We start from the raw sequence: 18,875 nt of genomic DNA on the forward strand, positions 1-18,875 counted from the left end.
CGAGATCGAGTATTTCTACTATCAGGAGGTTTTATGTTGCTCCCTTTACTGACATTCATTGCCTTGCTAGCTGGCATAGTTACTGTTTGGAGTAGCAAAGAGCGATCGCGATTGACTCAACCTGCTTTTCCCCGTCGTTCGTTCTCACGTTCGTTCTCATTGTGGTCGTTCGTGTTATTCCTCTTTTTTCCGCCAGCAGAGATGCTATGGGCATCAAAGTACAAACCTAGCAGTAGGCAGAGGCATAACTACTCTGAAATTTAGTCAGACATTAAAGAGAGAATTTGGATAAATTTATGTCACACTTAGAAATTTTCTTCACCTTCAGTTCGATCTCGATTTTAGTTGTATTCCTCATCACCACTTGCTCTTACTTTCTACATACGTTAATGGCTCTGTACAAAATTTTTGTCCGTCAACAGGATCGCCGAATTTCATCCAAGTACGTTTTGGACGATTTAAAGTTCAATCTAGCCAACGATGAGGAGGCTTAGCGAAATAAGGGGTGACATTGTTAGATTTCAAATTATTAGATGTCAAAAATCCTGTTGTGTGGCAGGAAAGCGTGGAACCGATCTTATGTTATGGGTAAAAAAAACTACTCCGGTTCTACCAAGCTATGCCTTGCCCACTATGTAGCCATGACAAGACCCATAAACAAGGGTTTAACAAGCTCATGTTGTCAACGATATTATTGCCCAAATTGTCAGCAAACATTCACGCTGAAGAACAAGTACGAATCATCTTACGGGCAGACTGCAAAGCAACAAGCCTACGTGGTATTAGTCGGGTGAGTGGATTGTCCTACAATACCGGAGTCAGCTTGATTCGAGCCGGAAGCCAAAAAGCACAACTGATTCATAGTAAGTCCGTTGTGGCTCTTAGTTTATCACCGCCTGAAGATCTGCTTCATACAGCACGATCGTTGTTTCGGGACCAATTCTACCCATTTCTGGCTCGGGACCTTGAGCCATTTCTACCATATAAAGCCATGCGCCAGCACTGGCTCTACAATTCTCGATCGTGCCTATACCACCAATGAAGCGAACCATCTGGCGCTTGCGAAATCTAGGTATTGGTAAAGAGAGCGAGGTTGATAGGTTCAATGAACCTTCTACACCGCGAGTGAGAGCAACTTTCTTTTCTACGCGCTTCATGTAGCAGTTACTAACACTTTGCTTTACCTGCGGCTGAGGCGCGATCGCCTGTTTTTTGCTCGCCTCGTCTAGAGTTTTTACTTGAGTGTCGGTCATTTAATACTCCCTTTGTTTCAACGAACTATCGGCATATATATAGCCTGCCGCAGGCTAGAAGCCTGCTTTACAAATCATTTAGAACTGCTATATCTCTAGTTTTCCATTCAATATAGTCTTGGCATAGACAATTTTTACAAATGGCGAACCATTGCGATCGCGAGACATATTAGTCTCCCATTGTTTGGTAGTAAATAGTTACATCTTCACCGCATTCATCTACTAAATAACATAAGGATTTGTAGCGTAGTTCAACTAATTGCTCGTAGAGAGGATTAAGCTTGCACAAGGGTGGGATGTAAAGTAACGTGCGGTTAAAAAGTTGAATCTTGCGCTCGAATGGACAACGAGCAGGAATAACTCGGCATACCAAGCGAGCTATTCCAGAATCAACAATTTTTATCGATTCAATCCACTGACGCAGCGGTGAAAATAAACTAATTTGAGAGCGGTTTGAACTCAGTGCGTTCATGTTTTAATTACCTGACTTTGATTTTTAAGTTCTACTTTTCAGTAATTTTGTACGATTATTCAACAACTTGTAAAATTTCTTTGAGAAAGTTCCAATCTGCATCTGATATATTTTTTAGCAAAGATATTTTAGCTGCTCGATTAAGTAAAATTTCTCCGTTGGCATTGGCACTAAAGTCTTTGCCCAGAACAAAACCTAACTCAATTAATTTTTGGATAGCAAACTTAATAGCTCCTTCGATTAATTGAAGACAAGCATCCAGCTCGTAAAAAGTGTGTAAAGCCCAGTGACAAGTATCGGAATCAGTTGCAGCTAACTGAAAGACTGCGGCAGTCATCATATCTGTTGTACAATCAGAACCAAACAGAGCAATAAAAGTCTTGCGGCAAGATTCTACAAGTGCCTTGTTTTTTAGCTTGAAAATATCAACTAATAAAGCGACGCTTGAATCAAATTCTTCTGTGCGATCGATGTTATGCACGATAAATATCACTCCATCTGAGTTATCTATCTCTCCAGCTAGCTACAAGCACTGTACTAGAGTTTGAAATTTTCAGTCACTCAGAGCTGCGAAACGATCTTTGTACCTGGTTGAGCTACTCAACTTCAGTGAAAGTCAGGATCGGTTAGCTCTATCTTGAAGTTAGAGTGAAAAAATGGAGAACTCGTGGAGAGGGAAAAGATTTTTTCAGCAATTCCAGCCTAAGATTTCTGTCACTCGATCGGCTAATTCCATTGGATCGAAAGGTTTGTCGATTGCTGCTGCCATGCCGAGTTGAGCGAAGCGCTGCCGATCGGCAGATTGCACTTTCGCCGTAAGTAAAATGACTGGGATATGCCCAGTTGTTGGGTTGGCTTGCAGTTGTTTAAAGGTAGCAATGCCATCCATGTCGGGCATCATCACATCCAAGAGAATAGCATCAGGCTGTTCGGCTGCTGCTTTCTCCAATCCTTCTATACCCGAAGCGGCGGTTGCAACTTCCCAGCCACCTACTGCTTCTAAACTAAGTTGGGCTACTTCTCGAATATCGTCTTCGTCATCAATAATGAGGATACGCTTAGCTGCCACCATTGCTATTTCTCTCCCGATGATGAATAATGCGGTTAAGCAAGCTAATGACCTGTTGCTCAAATTCCTCTGGTTTAACTCGTCCTTTAGTAAGAAATAAAGTTTGTCCTAGCTTTAATCGCTCGCGGTCGGTAACGCTGATATCTTTTGCAGTGTAGACGACGAGCGACACTTGGCACAGACGGTTATGCTGTCGCAGCCAGTCTACTACGGCAAACCCATCGCCTTCTGGCACGAGCAGATCGAGTACCAGCAAGTCAGGGATAATCTTTTGACCCAGTTGGATCGCTTCTGTACCTGTTTGGGCATGAAAAGTTTCAATGCCATAGCGTTCAAACATAGCAATCAGGACTCGCGCGAGATCGGTGTCATCTTCTACGATCAAAACTTTGATGTTGCGATCGCATAAGGCTCGACTTAAAGCCTGGAACAGCGATCGCTCATCTGGAGGTTTAACAATCCAATCGCTTACCCCTGGATGAGGTGATGCGTCTGGCAGTAAGCCGCTGAGGATCGTAACTGGAATGTCTTTTGTCTTCGCTTGTGCTTTTAGCGCTGCTAGAGTTTCCCAGCCGTTCATCCCTGGCATCATTAAGTTGAGGAGGATCGCGTCAGGATGCTGTTGGGCTGCCTCCACGACTGCTTCCTGCCCAGAAGCTACTGTTATCGCTCGGTATCCTCCCTGTTCGAGCATGGCTTGCACTACAGTGCGGACAGAGGGATCGTCGTCGCAGACTAAAATGAGGGGTGAAGAGTAAGGGGTGAGGAGTGAGGTAGCGGTTGATATTTCTGATTCAGCGGGTGGCGTAGGCTGGAGGATGGGCAGGATGAAGTAAAAAGTGCTGCCTGTGCCAAGAGTGCTAGTCACCCAAATTCGCCCTCCATGACGCTGCACAATATTACGACAGATGGCTAAACCCAAGCCAGTCCCTCCTTTTTTTCGCGAGTCAGAGGCATCCACCTGCTGAAAGCGTCCAAAGATGGTTTCGAGCTTATCTTCTGGAATGCCTCGTCCTATATCTTTTACTTGGAACGTGATATAGGGAGTCGCGAGCCGGGAAGCGGGAGTCGGGAAATTTTGGATTTTGGATCGCTCCTCTGCTCCTCTGCTTCCTTGTCCTCCTTGTCCCACTTGTCCCCTTGTCCCCTTGTCCTCCTTGTCCCCCTTGTCCCCCTTGTCCCCCTTGTCTCCTTGTCCTGCTTCCCTGCTCCTCTGCTCCTCTGCTTCTGATTCCCGACTCCCTAATTCGGCGCTGAGCCACACAGTAGATCCTGGGGGTGAGAATTTAATCGCATTGCTGAGTAAGTTGGTAAAGACCTGAACGATCCGATCGGGGTCACCCCACAGTTGAGCGGAGATTGGAGTTACGGATAAACTGATTTCTGCCTTCTCTGCCAGGGGTCGCACGACTTCGATCGCCTGGCTCATCAGGGAAGCAGCATCGCAAGCTTGTTTGTTCATGGCGACTTTGCCTGACTCGATGCGCTCGATATCCAAAATGTCATTGATCAGGCGAATTAACCGATCGGTATTATTTACGGCAATATCTAACATGCGTTGCGCCTTTTCAGGGTTAACGTGCAGTACGCCGCTGGCTAAAAGACCTAAAGCACCGCGAATCGAAGTTAGGGGTGTCCGCAGCTCGTGGCTCACCACCGAGACGAACTCATCTTTGATCCGTTCGATTTCTCGGCGATCGCTAATGTCTTTCATAAAGCAGTAATGACCGATGAATTGCTGCTGGCGATCGTATTCATTGACCATGACGAGTTGCTTGTCGAAGACTGAGCCATCTTTACGCACTGCCCTAGCTTCAACTTCTACCTTGCCTTGTAGTAGCATCTTTTGGTAAGCAGCCTGCATTTTTTCTCGGTCTTCGGGGTGGACGGTGAGCTGCCACTGCATACCAACCAATTCTTCTGGTTGGTAGCCTACCATGCTGGCGTATGCTGGGTTGACCATGATATAACGTCCCTGCGTGTCTAGCCGCGAGATGCCCTCGACTGCACTTTCCAGCGCCCGACTCAGGGCGTGTAGTTCTTGACGTTGCCGGACTTCTTGTTCTAGAAGTTGAGCTTGGGCGATCGCAATGCCGATTTGGTTGGCTAGATGTTGCAACAGTTCTAGTTCAAAACTAGCCCACTGTCGGGGGGCAGTACAATGGTGTGCAATTAACAAACCCCAAAGGTCTTCCCGTAGTAAAATCGGTACTACCAAGTTTGCCTTGACATTAAACTGCCGCAAAAATTCGACGTGGCAAGGTTGGATGTCAGCCTGCTCGATGTCAGCGATCGCGCTGATTCGTCCCTGACGGTACAATTGGACATACTCTTCTCGAAAGCAATGGTCAACAATGTTCCGTCCTAGAATTGGCATACAGCCAGGTACTACTGCTTCTTGCACGACTGTGCCAGAGCCATCCGAGCGCAACTGATAGCACAGGACTCGATCTACTTGGAGAATTCTTTGCACTTCTGTAACGGCAGTTTGGAGAATTTCTTCTAAATGCAGAGACTGACGGATCTTCTGCGAGACTTCAGCAAACAGTTGCAAGCGCAAATTCTGGCGTTGTAATTCTCTTTCCGAACGCTTGCGTTCTGTGATGTCGCTGCCAATGCCAAGAAATCCGGTAATGTTGCCTGCCGCATCTACCAAGCGCGTCACTGATAGAAGCACTGGAAAGCGGCTGCCGTCCTTGCGGATGTAAGACCATTCGCACTCGTCTGGCTCTCCGCGCCGTGCCTTGGCAACAAAAACCTCAAATCCAGGCTCAATCGGTACTCCCATCTCCTGCGATAATTCCTGCGCCCGTTGGACGATTTCGTTCCAGTCGTGAATGAGTGCGGGTGTGGTTTTGTTGACAACTTCGGAGGCAGTATATCCCAACCAGCGCTCGGCGGTGGAGTTGAAGGTGCAAATCGTACCGTCAACAGTGGTAGAAATAATCGTATAGTTGGCGCTCTCTAAAATTGCCTGCTGTAGCAATGTAATCTGTTTTAGCTTCTGCTCTGCCGATTTGCGTGCTGTAATGTCATTGAAATAAATAGACAAACCTTCTTTAGTAGGATAGGCATGGACTGCAAACCATGTCTGAAGCGGCGGATAGAACTCTTCAAATTCGACACTAACCTGCTGCGCTCTTGCTTGGCAATACTTTTGGTAAAAATTAGAATTGACGGCTTCAGGAAACTCTTGCCAAATACTTTGCCCTAGCAAGCGATCGCGCGATCGCTGTAAGAGTTGCTCTGCGCGATCGTTCAAGTAGGTAAATCGCCACTCGCCATCCAAAGCAAAAAACGCATCGGTGATACTTTCTAGAATGCTTGTCACTCGATTGCGGGCTGTTTCTGCCTCTGTCCGTGCTGCTTGTTCGCGAGCCAAAAGTGGCTGTCGTTCCGCTTCGATCCGCTGGCGATCGCTGATTTCAGCTTGCAATTGAGTATTGAGTCGCGCTGATTCTACTAAATGCCGCCTCAACTCCAGTTGAGCCATGACCTGACGACTCAGGATGCGTAGTGCCTCAACCTGTGCTTCAGTTAACTGCCGTGGTAGCCGATCGATAACGCAGAGCATCCCCAATGGATATCCCTTAGGAGTCACGAGCGGAGCGCCAGCATAAAACCGAATGTGAGGTACAGCAGTCACTAGCGGATTAGTGGCAAATCGTTCGTCTTCAAGTGTATCGGGGACAATCAGAACATCGCTGGGTTGCAGAATGGCATAACCACAAAACGCCAGATCGCGAAGTGTTTCTCTTGCCTGCAATCCCACTTTTGACTTGAACCACTGGCGGCAATCGTCGATCAGGCTGACTAGGGCAATAGGAGTGTTGCAGATCTGTGCTGCTAATCGAGTTAGGTCGTCAAAAGCTACTTCTGGGTCGGTGTCCAAAATTTGGTATTGATGCAGGGCTTCTAGTCTAGCTGCTTCATCTTTAGGCAATGGAGCTTTCATAACGTTTCTTTCCCTACTTCCCTTACTTCCCCTACTCCCCTAGCTTGCCCCAACGGGTAAACTAGATATTTAACTAACCGCTGAGTACGCGATCGCCTCCCGCGACTTTAGCTTGCTGTAATACAATACCCGCAGCTCGATATAACGCTTGCAAGTCGGAACCGTCTTGGGGATACTGGACGACACCAGCACTAAAAGTCGCGGTCAATTGTCCGCGATCGGGAGTAAAATCCTGCCGACGCAAGTTAAGCAGGACTTCAAGCAGCCGCCGCACTCCATCGCTTGCCGTCATCCCATACATCCCAACAACGAACTCTGCCCCACCCCATCGACCTACAACATCTTCACTTTGAAAGGTGCGTCGCAGCTGCTCTCCCAAGCGGGACAACACTTCATCTGCGACTGCATGACCGTATCGGTCGTTGATCTGCTTGAGACGATCTAAATCTAGAATAGCGAAGCATAGCGGTCGGTCGTGCAACTGGGCTAAGCGCAGCAGTTGGGATAACTCTTGGGTTGACTGGCGGCGATTGGCAACTTTAGTCAGAGCATCGGTTTGAGCGAGATTCTGCAATAGGCGCGATCGCTCTAGCCGATTGAGGATGCGGCTGACCAGTTCCGGTCCGACTATTGGTTTACTAACATAATCGTCGGCACCTGCAGCAAATACGCGCTGCATCGTTTCAGCATCCGCGTGCGCGGTCAGAAATAGAATTGGTAGTCCACTCCAACGCGGATCGTTGCGTGCAACTTGGCAAAGCTCAATCCCACTAATTTGCGGCATTTCTACATCAAGAATGAGTAGATCCGGTGCTACAGCTTCTAAAGTGTCCCAGAACTGCAAGGGATTGTTGACGGTCGAGACTTTGATGCCCCAAGGTTCTAGTAAAACGTGTAGGGCTTGCAATACCTGCGGGTCATCGTCCACAGCAATAATTCTCGTTGCGGCAGTACGGCAGCGCTGCAACATTTGCGTCACGGCATCGAGGACTCGCGCTGGAGGTAGAAACTTGTGTAAAAACCCGCGTCCACCCAAACGAGCAACTGTAACGCGATCGAGCAAGCTATCTCGGTCTGTGAGAATTAGTGCTGGCACAGGTGGGGTATAAGCATTCAGCTCTGTTAGCAATTTTACGCCTGCTTGAGCCGTATCAGCCGAGAAGTCCAGCAGCACCGCATCAGGACGCGATCGCGCTTTGAGTTGCTCCTCAATGGCAACTGGGTCTGTCGCGATTTCGCCGCGCATTCCCCGACTAGCCGCCTCCATGACTAAGCCTTCAGACAATGAGCGGTCTGGCTCTACGATCAATAGCCAAGGAGATTCATCTTGCGATAGCAGTTCTGGATTCTGAACGGTTGGGCGTTGCAATTCTCGATGCAGTGCCGCAACGAGTTCGGACAGTTGCCGCGATCGCTCTGGAGTTACCAAGTCCCCAGCTTGCAGCAAGTTTTCGATTTGCCGAGCGAGGCGAGAACCCAAGGCAAAGCCGTACATTCCCAGCGAACCTGCTAGCTTGTGCGCCTCCTGCTCTGCTGAGGAACGCAATTGCTCGTCCAGCGATCGCTGTGGCAGTAAAGCGATCGCTTGCTCGATTGTTACGACTCGCCCAATAAACTTTTCTTTAACTCGTTCCCAAACTCTTGCCACCCCTGTAAGCGTCTGCTGTTCTTGTTGGGGTGAAAGACGAGCTGCTTTCTTCCCAACTTTGGCTTTTTCCTTGGTTTTTGTCTGTTCTACCGATTTGAGGCGGTAGCCAATGCCGTAGACTGTCTCAATTGGATCGTCTAGCACTCCCGCCGCTCGCAGCTTCATCCTTAACCCCTTGATGTGAGATCTCACCGTATCCTCACCTGGAGTTTCTTCATCATAAGACCATAAGCGATCGAGGATTACTCCACAACTAAAAACACGATGGCGATTGCGGAGGAAAAGCTCTAGTAGTACATACTCTTTTGGAGTCAAATCGATCGGCTGGTTGCTGTAGCTGACTTTACATATACTCGGATCGAGGCGTAGGTCGCCCCACTCCAATACGGGAGGTACGGCAAAATCCCCTCGTCGCAGTAGAGCGCGTATCCGAGCCGATAATTCTGCTAAGTCAACAGGCTTAGTCACATAATCATCTGCCCCTGCGTCCAAACCAATAACTTTACTAGTGCCATTGTCTTTAGCAGTCACTAAGATAATCGGGGTGCGATCGCCAATGCGTCGCAACTGCCGACAAAGGGTAATGCCATCTAGCTTGGGCAACATGACATCTAGTAGAATTAAGTCGTACGTATATGCTGCTAATAGTTCCCAACCTACCTCACCATCTGTAGCGATATCGATAGCATAGTGCCGATCGGTAAGGAATTGAGCTAAAGCTTTGGCAACCAGTTCATCATCCTCAACTAGTAGGATTCTCATAGCGGTTGATTACCGCAAAATTTATCAAAATCAACTGCAGCAAAGTCAACAAAACAGTAACTGGCTGCACATTTGCGACCAATTTCAGCTTATCCTACGTTAGGCAAGACTTTAAGAGTGAGTTGTAAATCTAAACACTACTTGTGGCAAGCGATCGTCAAGTAAACCGATCCTGTTGATTGGGGGAAATGTTTACTTCACAATCAGCGTGGCATCGCGCATTAGAGTCCAGCGACTTGCACTAACGATTTCCTGTCCGGATTTGGTGACTTTATTTAACTCTCCCTGCTACTCGCCTCGATTGATAACAGTCTAAAGGGCTATTTCTAATTGCGGCGAAATTATTACCTCATCGGAGATTCTTTAAATTATGTCGCCCGATCTTGAAAAAGAAAACTGTCTAGCCTCTGGTGGCGCTATCGTTAAAGTATCAACAATATCAGGCTGCATGAATTTTAAGAACGCCTGAATTCATCTCTATATTAGTAGAGGTGGAATATGAAAAACAATAACGCGCTTTCTCACAATCTTCCTCAAAATCTACGACCTACGATTGCCGATCTTGAAACAGTCAATCCTTGGCTAGGATTATGGCGTTTTATCAGCTTGGGGTTGGTGGTCTTAAGCCTTGCTACCCTTGCTTGGTCGTCCCACCACAGCATCCTGTTCTTTGGCTATACGATGCTGATGGGAATATTTTATACTTTTTGGCTGATTTGCACCCATGATGCAGTGCATCATACGCTGACTGGTTGGACGTGGTTCGACGAGCTAGTACCGCGTTCGATCTCTTATTTTATGATGTGGCCTCATGGAACCTATGCTCAATTACATCGACTACATCATGCTTGGAATGGAATTAATCTAGATGACCCAGAGCGCGTGCAATGGACATTGAGTGAGTACCAGCAAACAAGTCCTTGGATGCAGTGGTATATACGCCATCAATTAGTTATCGATCTATTCGGATTAGCTGGGGTGGGGCTAATTGCCAAAACGAGCGCGAATGCGTTTCGATTGAGGCAGCACAAGCCTTCTCTACCTTGGATGTTACTGCTAGATGGCATTGGCATTCTTATAGTGCAAAGTACTTGTATCATATTTGCGATTTGGCACAATAAAGTTTTGGAATACGTGCTGTTTTGGCTGGTTCTCGAACGTGTCGTTGGCATGATGAGTCAGGCAAGAGATCATTTAGAACACTACGGACAGTGGGGTAAAGCAAGCGGACACCAATTGACCCAACTTTACGCCTGCCGTAACCTTCAGACCATTCCCTTGGTTGCATGGCTGATGGGGGGGTTGAATTATCATTCCATCCATCATGCTTTTCCAAGTATTCCATTCAATCGCTTGCCAGAAGCTTTTCACCGTATCCAAGCAATACTAGAACAGCATCAGTTACCGCCGATGACTGTTGGTGCGGGATACGTGCAAGAAACTTTACAACTAAGCAAGCGAGCTTTACTAATTGGGGAGCCTAACCTAAACAGCTTCACTGGTCGTCATCAGATGCTTTCACAGTTTTAATCGCACTCAACAATTATTAAATTTTACTTTCCTACTCGTGTCAAGTTTTTTAACGAGTGGGTTCGAGCCAACTTTTGGTGAAGCTCAATGCGAGGAGGGCTTCTACACAAAAAGCCCTCGTTGCCCGATATTAGTGCGCGGTTGAGAATTCGAGCTTCGTGCCGTGCCAGTGCTTCACACTAGGGCTGTATATTAGTAACTCTATAACTAGACAGACAGCTTGGCTGAGACTTCTAAACCTTTACCTAAAGCTTTATAGCGGACGGTCTGAAACTAAAAATAGAAAACGTGTTGAATACTGAGTTTGTTAGTAATACTAAGTTTGTTGGCTCCTCTGGAAGTAGGATGTGATAAATCTTTCTTCAGCAGTATTCGATTGTTGTTGGAACAACCTAAATTTAGGGTTATACTTCTAACATCAATAGATTCTTCAAAAAAACATCCAGGAAGATTCTTTTATCAACAAACTGCTAAAAAATCGTCATGTTTGGAGAACTGCTAGAAATGCGTAATCGCCCAAGAAACAAAGCATTTCTGAGCGACCTAGCTAGCAAGTTTCTAGTAGTTGAGACTCATCTAACTTAACCTGTGTCTCGCTCGTTGGTTTAAGTAGTTATGGCAGAGGGTGAAGCCAATCGATTCAAGCTAGTGCCGATCGCACAAATTCAGCTCAGCCACCTGGAGCAACCACGGCATCACTTTGAGTTTGAAGCCTTAAATCACCTCGCTTCATCAATTCTGCAACACGGTATTCTGCATCCATTACTCGTCAGACCGATTTCCAGTGCAACTGTAAAATACGAACTAGTTGCAGGGGAACGGCGATTTCGTGCCGCTATGCTAGCAGGGTTGGATGCAGTACCTGTAGTCATACGGGAACTGGGCGATCTCGAAGCAGCTACTCTAACCTTAGTCGAAAACCTCCAACGTGAAAACCTTGATGCCATCGAAGAGACACGCGGCATCGTGCGCCTGCTAGCTCTCCGTTTACAGATGGGGTGCGAGGCAATAGTTTCGCTGCTCGTGCGCATGGCAAAGGAGGCTAAAGGACAAACAGCCCAAAACGTTTTGGACTCAACTACAACTGCAATTGTGATTGACGTGTTTAGTTCCCTGGGGAAGATGAGCTGGGAGTCATTTGTTACATGTCGCTTGCCTTTACTCAATTTGCCTTTGGATTTGCAAGCGGCGATTCAAACTCAAGCACTTAATTACACCAAAGCGCTCGCTCTCTCTCGGCTTAAAGATGACGAACGACGTTCTCTTCTGCTGCGGCAGGTGTTGGAACAAAACTTATCCGTGCGCCAAATTCAGAACCAAATTCGCCAGTTGCAGCAGCTCGAATCACCAAACCAAATAGGCAGAAACTTATTCAATCATCAGAGCGGTTGCTTTCAAACCAATTTTGAGGCTGACTTAGAGGCATATGGCGCAATCTGTGAAGATCGCAACACAAAAGCTAATACAACTGAAAATCAGACCTGGAGCCCTGCGAGCGAAACTGGGGCTGCTGAGCCATTAAGGCTGGAAACAGAGTTAGGCATAGTTCAAATCGTGCCGTTGATTCATGCAACCCAATTAGAACAATCAACTGGCGAGCAAGTCAGTCTTGCACCTAATAGTATTTCTACTCAATCAGGTCAGCAAGATATCGAGGAGCCTCCCTTCCAAGAAGCACTTGACATCCAGATAGATACATTAACTCAAATAGAAACTATTTCCCGGCAGGTGCGGGAGTCGCTCGCTAGCAATTGCCAAGGTATCTGCACTCCCAAGCAACAAAGGCAATTGTTAAAACTTCTGGCTCAATTGCATCAAATTTTGGGTAACAAGTTATAGCAGAATTATCTATTGGCAGCAGGATTGTTGCTCATTACTAATAAAATTTGAGTTATTGAGGGGAGCGACGATAACGATCGCAAGTCAATCGCCCCGTACCAAAAAGACTCCTCGAATTGATTTCAAGGATTGAGAGCAGGGAAGAATCCTTAAAGCTATAGAGCGAGAATACTGCTAGATTAACAATACCAATAGCTTAAGTGGGTGATTGGTATATTATTACCAAATGTGAATTTATTTCAGTGTAAAAAAGAAGATGGTTTAAAGTTAATGGGTAGGAAACTTATCGGGTAGCTTAACTTACTATTGAGTTAATACTTCACTATCGTCTCTAAGATTAGGCAGTAAATTTTTACCTGAAAGAAAGGTTTTGAGTTAAAAACTCTCACTGCTCTAAAATTTTTGGCTAAGTTTTGAAGCCAAGAAAACTTAGCTTCAACTACTTGTTCAGAAAAAATAGGAGATTTTGACTCAGCTATGTTGTTCGCTAGTAGCACCTAAAAGCGAAGCTTAAGAATGTTTATGGGAGTTCAAATTATTGAAAGTAGTTTGAGGTAGGTTAGGGAGTTATGAATTTATTTTCGCTATCAACTCAGTTATCGAGTAACTCCTGAGAAAGTCTTTGTTATCAAGTCTTCTGTCCAGCATCTAAATATTTTAGAGCAATGTTTGAAAGCTCGGTTTTTTAAGCATTGCTAATTTTGAATATCTATCAAGCTGGAGAGTTACCTTTTGTAAAAAAAAAGAATTTTTCCTTGGTAGAAATTTTCTATACAAGTCTTCTAAAAAAGATAGTAGACAGTCAAGTATCGTTATTTAAATACGAGATTTGGTCATGCAGTATCTGCTAAAGAAAAACTCACCAATTATAGGAGTTATAAAACTAACAGCAGCATTATCTTTTGTTCGCTACTGCTTGCTAGCTAGACCAAAGCACAATTTACTCAAAACTGAGAGACGATTACGATCTGAAAGAACTGCCCCCATCATATAGCTTCTTGGTTGCTGTCGTCCTCCTTAGGAAGATATTTAATCAAAACTCCAGGTTGGATGCTGTAAGCCTCGCAGATCTTGAGCAAAGCTTCTGAACCAGGAATATAATTAGGGTCTTTATATAGCCGATATACAGTGTTCTGGCTTAGACCAGTAGCTTTGCAAAATTGATAGCGGGTTATTCCCTTACTATCTACAAATGCTTTTATTTGATTTTTGAGTGGCATGGATGATAGGTTCATGTTTTTATTAGAGTTATTTACAAACTTTTTTGTTAACTATGCCTTGGCTTATGACTAGTTAATCCTTTTGGGATCGGCAGGAAATGACCGCTTGTAGGACTTGCCTAGCTTCAATTTCGCTGAATACAGCAGAACACAATCTGCAAGTACTAGGCGATCGGCAATGAAATATAAGTTTTGAACTCTTAAAATTGAAGCTAGTTAAAAATTCTCTATATAGGAGTGATTAAGAAACACTCACTCTTTTACTTGCAACTTATTTTACCAAATTTGAGTAGAAATAAAATAGAAAAATCATGTCTTTTAAATCTTTTTTTTGCCGCAATAAACTTATTTATGTCTATAAATTTAACAAAATTTTTATCTATTTTTTTTGACAAAACTCAGTTATTTTTGTCTGCAAATCTTTGAAAACTCCGAGCGCTATTCTGATGCTTTAATAAGTTAAGATCGATGTCTAAATGCTTGTGTTTGCAGATTAAAATTACTTATATTTATAACCACATCTACTACAAATCAGTTTCATACTTTAGATAGATATGGTTTAATAATAATAGTCAGTATTGTACTATTACAAACTAATTTAATATAAGGCGATAAAATCCACATGCAACTTCTCATCTACTTACGTTAACAGACTTCCTTCTCTATCGTTCAGTAAATTTAATTGAACAGTAGGGCGACGACGATTGATTACAATTTGTTACATAATTAAAAAAAGGAACAAACTTCAATTGATATAACAGTCCTAAATGATGTGTAAGGTAGATGCCCTACCTGCCACAGGCTAAAAGGCTGTTCTACATTTGTAAATTAAATAGGATTGCTATACAGATCTATAAAAAGCAACCTATGGTGCTATAAACCTTGGATTTTTATCAATCTTTCATTTTTTTTGATAAGTTAGGGTGTATCGATCTACTATCAATCAATCATTTGTTTTTTTTATCAATCGCGATGTAATTATCAACGTTAATGTCTCTAAAAGCAGGCGGATGAAAAATCCTGATACTTTGTAGGAGAACGGTTTGGCTGCAACCATAGAGGCTGTATGCGAAGTTAATTTTGTCAAGTGATTATACAGAGACCGAAATCCTACGTCAAAGGAAGGTCGGCAATGATAAATATTTCACAAGAGCAAAATTAATAATTTTGTAGTTTGCAGGCACGCCCTACATTCATTCTTCTAGTCTGCTCCTTTGATTAAGATGAATCTTAATCAACGTGTTTCAATGGAGAGTTCGTGGAAGCAACGTTTTTAAACAACAATTACACCTCAGCGTTTAGGTTTAGTCATTTGCACTCACAAATGCTAAAGCTAAATTTTGTCTAGAAATTAAGCTCGGGTCTAACTAATATGTCTACTAATCGTTTGAGAACGTATAGCACCTTAGATAGGTTCTATACAGAAGAAAGCAAGTTCTTAACAACAGTGCAGCGAAAACATCTGCTAGAAAGCCTGCAAATGGATTTGCGCTCAGAATACCGCCGTCGGATCGAAATTATGTTACTGGCAGATATGGGTTACTCTCAGGCACAAATTTGTGCAGCATTGGGGTGTTCCAAAGAAACAGCACGGTACTGGATTGCTATGACACAAGCAGGAAAGGCTGACAACTGGAATGAGAATGTAATTGGGCGACCCACCACAGTGAACGAGCAATATCTCGATCGTCTGAAAGAATTGGTGAGTAGTAGCCCTCGTGAATATGGATATTCATTTCGCTGTTGGACAGCTGGATGGTTAAGTAAGCATTTAACGAAAGAATTTGGGATCGCAGTGAGCGATCGCCACATTAACCGTTTGCTAAAAAAACTGGGGCTTTCTACTCGACCTAGACGCTCGGGCACAGAAACAGTAACTCATGGCAGCAAGAATTACGGTATTAACATTGGCGATCTGCCATCTTCCTCACCGTCTAGTTTCCTGTGGTCATCCAATTTCATCAAATTTGGTAGCTAGTTATACCATTGAGTTTCTAGGAAGCTATGATTCAACAGTCATTCCCACTTTCCAAGCAACAGCTAGGTCAATACCTCGCCCAATCTCTAGGTCAGGCTCTTACAGAGCAGGAACTCTCGAAATGCTTCGAGCAAATTCAAATTTTGGAGCCAACTGCTGGCAAACTATTTTGGCAGACAGCAGACACAACCCCTGGCATCTACATAGTTCTGACGGGAAAAGTCAGATTACTCGATAGCACTGATAACTTAATTACTTCTTTTGGGGCAGGGGTGTCGTTCGGCGAGCAAACTTTGTTTCCAGAGTACTTTCACCCTTACTCAGCTAGAGCTTCTGTCAATTTAAAGCTTTGCTATCTACCTAGTGAGTTGTTGCACGCTTTAGCTTACAAGTATCCCATCATACTGGAGCATCTTTATCACCAAGCAGTACTTTGGGATCTACTGCTGATATGTCGTAACAGTAAAATCTTTCGCGCTCTACCTGTTGAAGAGCTAATGAAAACGCTGTCACTCATGGAGCGGCATAATCTGGAAGTAGGCAAACTTCCAACTTCCCTGCTCAAAGATCGGCGGCTGGTGCTACTGCGTCGAGGGGAAATTATACATTCATCAGACCGAAAGCTAAGTATTGGAAAAATTTATCAACTTTCCCAGTTACCTCAACAACAAGCTTGGCAGGTAACTCAACCGACCCAACTGTATACTTTAAGCCGTTCTCGTTGGGAGATGGCACTGCAATATTTGCCACAACTAGCCGATGTAGTGGAATCATGGGAGCAGGGAGCTGAGGAAGTTGGGGAATTCGGGGGAGAAATTTCAATTTCTGATGCAAAATCCCAAATCCGCTCCTCCCAGTCTCCCTTAACAAGGGAGGAGCCAAAATTTCCAGAGTTTACTGTTGAGCCAAGAAATCGACAAAAGAGAATAATCAGTAAAGCCTATTTCCCAAACCCAACTGTAAAAATAGGTCATTTGTGGCAGCGCGTCACTAAACGCTATCCATTCATTGCACAACAAAGTGCATCAGACTGCGGTGCAGCCTGTCTGGTGATGGTTGGTCGCTACTGGGGCAAGCACTTAAGTATAAATCGCTTGCGGGACATAGCCAATGTTGACCGTAATGGGGCAACGCTACGAGGTATTGCAGCTGCCGCAGAAAGTATTGGATTTGCTACCCGACCTGTAAAAGCTAGCCTCGACAAACTTGCTTCAGCAAACTTGCCTGCTATTGTTCATTGGGAAGGGAAGCACTACGTTGTGGTCTACGAAGTGACGCGCGATCGCGTCGTCATTATCGACCCTGCTATCGGTCAACGAACCCTCAGCCATAGACAATTCAAAGCAAGTTGGACTGGCTATGCGTTGTTACTACAGCCCACCGTTCTACTTAAAGACGCTGAAGAGACCCGTCAACCCTTTTGGCAGTTCTTTGAGTTAGTAAAACCTCACTGGCTGATACTACTGGAGGTGTTAATTGCCTCCATTCTGATCCAGCTTTTGGGGCTGCTCATGCCGCTGTTCACCCAGTTATTATTGGATCGAGTGGTCGTACAGCGCAGTACTCTGACTTTAAATGCTGTAGGGTTAGGTTTGCTCATCTTTAGTCTGTTTCGAGTCGCTATGACCGGACTGCGGCAATACCTGCTGGATCATACGGCTAATAGAGTCGATTTAGCGCTGATTGTAGGTTTTATTAGACATACTTTCCGCCTGCCACTCAGCTTCTTTGAGTCGCGCTATGTAGGAGACATTATTGCTCGCATCCAGGAAAACCATAAAATTCAGCGCTTCTTAACGGGTGAAGCACTGTCAATCTTTCTCGATTTGCTGACAGTCTTTGTCTACGTGGGGCTGATGTTTTGGTATAGCTGGAAAATGGCGCTGCTAGTGTTGGTAGTTGTGCCACCATTTTTTTTACTAGCGCTGATTGCAACGCCCTTCTTGCAACGCATCTCAAGAGAGATCTTTAGTGCCATTGCCGCTGAAAGTAGTTATCTGATCCAAGCGCTCACAGGCGTTCGTACTGTTAGATCGATGGCGCTGGAGCATACGGTTCGCTGGCATTGGGAAGGACTCCTGAGTAAGTTCATTAAAACTAACTTTTCTGGACAAGTTATCGCCAACAGCCTCCAAATCTTCAGTGCAACCATTGAAGCTACAGCAAGTGCGGCACTACTGTGGTTTGGGGCGTGGCAGGTCATTCAAAATCAACTGACTATTGGGCAGTTAGTTGCTTTTAATATGCTATTGGGCAATGTTATTAGACCCTTTCAGCGGCTAATTGTCCTCTGGAATCAGTTACAGGAAGTCATCATTTCAGTTGAGCGCATTAATGATGTGCTTGAAGCTGAACCAGAAGAAGACTTACAGAAACAAGATCGTCAATCCCTGCCACCGATTCGGGGTCACATTTGCTTTAACCAAGTCACTTTCCGTTACCACCCAGAAAGCGATGTTAACACCTTAGAAAACGTTAGCTTCGAGGCGCAACCAGGGCAAATGATAGCACTTGTGGGGCGCAGTGGATCTGGGAAAACAACAATCGCCAAGTTGATTTTGGGTCTCTATCCCCCCACAGAAGGAAAGATTCTGATTGACGGCTATGATGTGACCAGCCTATCCCTGCGATCGCTCCGTTCTCAAATTGGCGTTGTCGATCAAGATACCTTTCTTTTTGGTAGTACCATTCGGGAAAATATTAGCATTGGTCACCCAGAAGCTACCTTAGAAGAAATTAGGTTGGCAGCGCAGCAAGCTGGTGCAGATCAGTTTATTCAGCAACTGCCAATGGGTTATGAAACTCAAATTGGTGAGGCTGGAGGATTGCTTTCTGGCGGACAACGCCAGCGCCTAGCGATCGCCCGCGCCCTACTAGGTAATCCCCGCTTGTTGATTTTAGATGAAGCAACCAGCCACCTCGATGCTGAATCAGAGCGGATTATTCAGACTAACTTGAACGCAATTCTCAAAAATCGGACAACGCTAACGATCGCTCATCGCCTCTCCACCATCCGCAGGGCTGACCTAATTCTGGTGCTCGATCGAGGGGTATTGGTCGAAAGTGGTACCCACGAAGAATTGATGGCAAAGCGCGGTCACTACTTCTACCTGAACCAGCAACAACTAGCTGGAACCACTATTTGATAA

At 45.0% G+C, this 18,875-nt stretch carries 13 protein-coding genes; 6 read left to right on the forward strand and 7 right to left on the reverse strand.

The features are described from left to right. Positions 1-33 precede the first annotated feature (33 nt). Together M5J74_RS16910 and M5J74_RS16915 are read left to right on the forward strand one after the other, a co-directional pair. Positions 34-264, forward strand: coding sequence for a hypothetical protein (locus M5J74_RS16910; protein WP_250012557.1), 231 nt, complete (start codon positions 34-36; stop codon positions 262-264). Between the two features lie 32 nt (positions 265-296). After that, on the forward strand, positions 297-494 hold the full coding sequence (locus M5J74_RS16915; RefSeq protein WP_250012559.1) for a hypothetical protein: 198 nt from the start codon (positions 297-299) through the stop codon (positions 492-494). A 387-nt stretch (positions 495-881) separates the two neighbouring features. Here the strand turns inward: M5J74_RS16915 and M5J74_RS16920 are convergent, their stop codons facing one another. The 6 genes from M5J74_RS16920 to M5J74_RS16945 form a co-directional block, all read right to left on the reverse strand. Continuing rightward, entirely contained in the window at positions 882-1,253 is a 372-nt protein-coding gene (locus M5J74_RS16920; RefSeq protein WP_015155249.1) for a hypothetical protein, read from the reverse strand. A 169-nt stretch (positions 1,254-1,422) separates the two neighbouring features. After that, complete coding sequence (locus tag M5J74_RS16925; protein ID WP_106218857.1) at positions 1,423-1,725, reverse strand: Mo-dependent nitrogenase C-terminal domain-containing protein; 303 nt, start codon at positions 1,723-1,725, stop codon at positions 1,423-1,425. A 55-nt stretch (positions 1,726-1,780) separates the two neighbouring features. Then, a complete protein-coding gene (locus M5J74_RS16930) occupies positions 1,781-2,206 on the reverse strand; it encodes a hypothetical protein (protein WP_250012561.1) in 426 nt (141 codons plus the stop codon). Between the two features lie 207 nt (positions 2,207-2,413). After that, complete coding sequence (locus M5J74_RS16935; protein ID WP_015155252.1) at positions 2,414-2,797, reverse strand: response regulator; 384 nt, start codon at positions 2,795-2,797, stop codon at positions 2,414-2,416. Next, positions 2,784-6,749 (reverse strand): PAS domain S-box protein, encoded by a 3,966-nt coding sequence (locus M5J74_RS16940; RefSeq protein WP_250012563.1) that lies wholly within the window; start codon positions 6,747-6,749, stop codon positions 2,784-2,786. Before M5J74_RS16940 ends, M5J74_RS16935 begins: the two co-directional genes overlap by 14 nt. A gap of 73 nt (positions 6,750-6,822) precedes the next feature. Further along, positions 6,823-9,159, reverse strand: a complete 2,337-nt coding sequence (locus M5J74_RS16945; RefSeq protein ID WP_015155254.1) for a response regulator — start codon at positions 9,157-9,159, stop codon at positions 6,823-6,825. A gap of 498 nt (positions 9,160-9,657) precedes the next feature. On the opposite strand from M5J74_RS16945, the gene M5J74_RS16950 reads away from it, so the two are divergent. Together M5J74_RS16950 and M5J74_RS16955 are read left to right on the forward strand one after the other, a co-directional pair. Further along, entirely contained in the window at positions 9,658-10,689 is a 1,032-nt protein-coding gene (locus M5J74_RS16950) for a fatty acid desaturase (RefSeq protein ID WP_015155255.1), read from the forward strand. Between the two features lie 615 nt (positions 10,690-11,304). Further along, positions 11,305-12,528, forward strand: coding sequence for a ParB/RepB/Spo0J family partition protein (locus tag M5J74_RS16955; protein ID WP_015155256.1), 1,224 nt, complete (start codon positions 11,305-11,307; stop codon positions 12,526-12,528). Positions 12,529-13,514: 986 nt separating this feature from the next. Here M5J74_RS16955 and M5J74_RS16960 read toward each other — a convergent pair. Next, complete coding sequence (locus M5J74_RS16960; protein WP_015155257.1) at positions 13,515-13,763, reverse strand: helix-turn-helix transcriptional regulator; 249 nt, start codon at positions 13,761-13,763, stop codon at positions 13,515-13,517. A gap of 1,357 nt (positions 13,764-15,120) precedes the next feature. Between M5J74_RS16960 and M5J74_RS16965 the strand changes: the two genes are divergently transcribed. Then, positions 15,121-15,726: a helix-turn-helix domain-containing protein gene (locus M5J74_RS16965; RefSeq protein WP_106167098.1), complete on the forward strand. Its 606-nt coding sequence runs from the start codon at positions 15,121-15,123 to the stop codon at positions 15,724-15,726. 26 nt (positions 15,727-15,752) lie between these two features. Then, entirely contained in the window at positions 15,753-18,872 is a 3,120-nt protein-coding gene (locus tag M5J74_RS16970) for a peptidase domain-containing ABC transporter (protein WP_250012567.1), read from the forward strand. Positions 18,873-18,875: the final 3 nt, after the last annotated feature.

The sequence above is a fragment of the Chroococcidiopsis sp. CCNUC1 genome, from assembly GCF_023546805.1.
GTDB classification, from domain to species: domain Bacteria; phylum Cyanobacteriota; class Cyanobacteriia; order Cyanobacteriales; family Chroococcidiopsidaceae; genus Chroococcidiopsis; species Chroococcidiopsis thermalis.

What these genes read in the sequence shown, in the direction of transcription:
- M5J74_RS16910 (WP_250012557.1), top strand. Translation starts at nt 34, where the DNA reads ATGTTGCTCCCTTTACTGACATTCATTGCCTTGCTAGCTGGCATAGTT.
- M5J74_RS16915 (WP_250012559.1), top strand. Translation starts at nt 297, where the DNA reads ATGTCACACTTAGAAATTTTCTTCACCTTCAGTTCGATCTCGATTTTA.
- M5J74_RS16920 (WP_015155249.1), bottom strand. Translation starts at nt 1,253, where the DNA reads ATGACCGACACTCAAGTAAAAACTCTAGACGAGGCGAGCAAAAAACAG.
- M5J74_RS16925 (WP_106218857.1), bottom strand. Translation starts at nt 1,725, where the DNA reads ATGAACGCACTGAGTTCAAACCGCTCTCAAATTAGTTTATTTTCACCG.
- M5J74_RS16935 (WP_015155252.1), bottom strand. Translation starts at nt 2,797, where the DNA reads ATGGTGGCAGCTAAGCGTATCCTCATTATTGATGACGAAGACGATATT.
- M5J74_RS16940 (WP_250012563.1), bottom strand. Translation starts at nt 6,749, where the DNA reads ATGAAAGCTCCATTGCCTAAAGATGAAGCAGCTAGACTAGAAGCCCTG.
- M5J74_RS16945 (WP_015155254.1), bottom strand. Translation starts at nt 9,159, where the DNA reads ATGAGAATCCTACTAGTTGAGGATGATGAACTGGTTGCCAAAGCTTTA.
- M5J74_RS16950 (WP_015155255.1), top strand. Translation starts at nt 9,658, where the DNA reads ATGAAAAACAATAACGCGCTTTCTCACAATCTTCCTCAAAATCTACGA.
- M5J74_RS16955 (WP_015155256.1), top strand. Translation starts at nt 11,305, where the DNA reads ATGGCAGAGGGTGAAGCCAATCGATTCAAGCTAGTGCCGATCGCACAA.
- M5J74_RS16960 (WP_015155257.1), bottom strand. Translation starts at nt 13,763, where the DNA reads ATGAACCTATCATCCATGCCACTCAAAAATCAAATAAAAGCATTTGTA.
- M5J74_RS16965 (WP_106167098.1), top strand. Translation starts at nt 15,121, where the DNA reads ATGTCTACTAATCGTTTGAGAACGTATAGCACCTTAGATAGGTTCTAT.
- M5J74_RS16970 (WP_250012567.1), top strand. Translation starts at nt 15,753, where the DNA reads ATGATTCAACAGTCATTCCCACTTTCCAAGCAACAGCTAGGTCAATAC.